3 protein-coding genes are annotated in these 1481 nt (G+C 63.7%); all 3 read right to left on the bottom strand.

Features of this window, described 5'->3' with window-relative positions:
- Window positions 1-152 (bottom strand): NAD(P)-binding domain-containing protein (locus EN749_RS35635; protein WP_245491583.1); only part of this gene is annotated, 152 nt, incomplete at its 3' end.
- The gene (locus EN749_RS35630) at window positions 149-1360 is read right to left on the bottom strand and encodes a mandelate racemase/muconate lactonizing enzyme family protein (protein ID WP_128288183.1); all 1212 of its coding nucleotides are present in this window, start codon (window positions 1358-1360) and stop codon (window positions 149-151) included. The genes EN749_RS35635 and EN749_RS35630, both read right to left, overlap by 4 nt.
- Window positions 1357-1481, bottom strand: a 125-nt coding sequence (locus EN749_RS35625) for a GMC oxidoreductase (protein ID WP_145991174.1), incomplete at its 5' end; no start/stop codon positions are given. The genes EN749_RS35630 and EN749_RS35625, both read right to left, overlap by 4 nt.

The following is a 1481-nucleotide window of genomic DNA, read 5'->3' as shown; positions in this document are numbered from 1 at the left end:
ACCGTGATCCCGCCGCAGTCGAGCGCCTGGTGGCGCTCGACTGCGGCGGGATCACGGTCGAAGACCGTGACGGCAAAGCCGTTGCGGATCAGGCTGGCGGCAAGGTTGCCGCCGAGATGGCCGAGACCGATGAAGGCGTAGCTTTCGTTCACGGCATCAGCGGCGTCTGCATCATCTGCAGATGCAGGTCCTTGCCCGTGTAAGGGTGTGCTTCGCAGACCGCCTCGTTGAGCTCGACGCCGAGGCCGGGCTCCTTCGAGGGGATGATTTTGCCGTCCTGCCACTCGATCTTTTTCTTCAGCAGCGTGGCGTGGAAACCGTCCCACTGCTTCAGCGATTCGAGGATGAGGAAGTTGGGCAGCGTCACCGCCAGTTGGATGTTGGCCGCACCGACGATCGGTCCGCAATAGCAATGCGGTGCGATCTGGATGTGGTAGGCCTCGGCCATCGCCGCGATCTTCTTGGTCTCGAGGATGCCGCCGGAGCGGCCGAGGTCCGGCTGCAGGATGGTCGCGGCGCGGTTCTCGATGACGCGGGCGAACTCGAACTTGGTCGTCAGCCGCTCGCCGGTGGCGATCGGGATCGAGGTCGCGCGGGCCACTTGGGCCATGACCTCAGGCATATCAGGTGGCACCGGCTCCTCGAACCACAAGGGATCGTAGGGTTCGATGGCGCGCGCCATGCGCAGCGCGCCGGACGCTGTGAACTGGCCGTGCGTGCCGAACAGGATGTCGGCGCGGGTGCCGACCGCCTCGCGGATCGCCTTGATCATGCGGGTGGACAGGTCGATATCGACGAGGCGCGGCTGATGACCGTCAAAGGCGGTGTAGGGGCCGGCGGGGTCGAGCTTGACGGCATTGAAACCCTGCTCGACATATTCGAGCGCACAGGCAGCGGCGAGATCTGGATCGTTGTAGACGTTCTTGCCGTGCGCATCCTCGGAATGGACGCTGCCGCTGTGCGGATAGAGATAGGTGTAGGAGCGCAGCGTCTCGTGCACCTGGCCGCCGAGCAGTTTATAGACCGGCTTGTCGGCTTCCTTGCCGATGATGTCCCAGCAGGCCATTTCCAGCGCCGAGAAGCAGCCCATGCCGGACACATCGGGGCGCTGGGTGAAGCCGGAGGAATAGGCGCGGCGGAAGAAATTCTCGATGTCGTGCGGGTCGCGGCCGATGAGATAGCGCTCGGCCATGTCCTCGACCATGCGGGCGGTAACATGGGCCGAGAAGGTGGCGTTGTAGGCCTCGCCATAGCCGACGACGCCGCCGTCGGTGGTCAGCTTGACGAAAATGAAATACTTGCCGCCGATGCCGGGCGGCGGATTGCCGACAACCCAGGTCTTGACGTCGGTGATCTTCATTCTTGGTCCTCCAGAACCAGTTCGGCGCCCTTCCAACCGGTCATGATCGAGGCGGCGTTGGTGTTGCCGGTGATGTTGTCGGGAAAGATCGAGGCATCGATGACGCGCAAACCTTCCAGAC

Origin of the sequence: Mesorhizobium sp. M7A.F.Ca.ET.027.02.1.1, from assembly GCF_004022985.1 — a bacterium.
In the GTDB taxonomy this organism is placed as follows: Bacteria; Pseudomonadota; Alphaproteobacteria; order Rhizobiales; family Rhizobiaceae; genus Mesorhizobium.
This window is presented reverse-complemented; position numbering and strand designations above follow the sequence as displayed.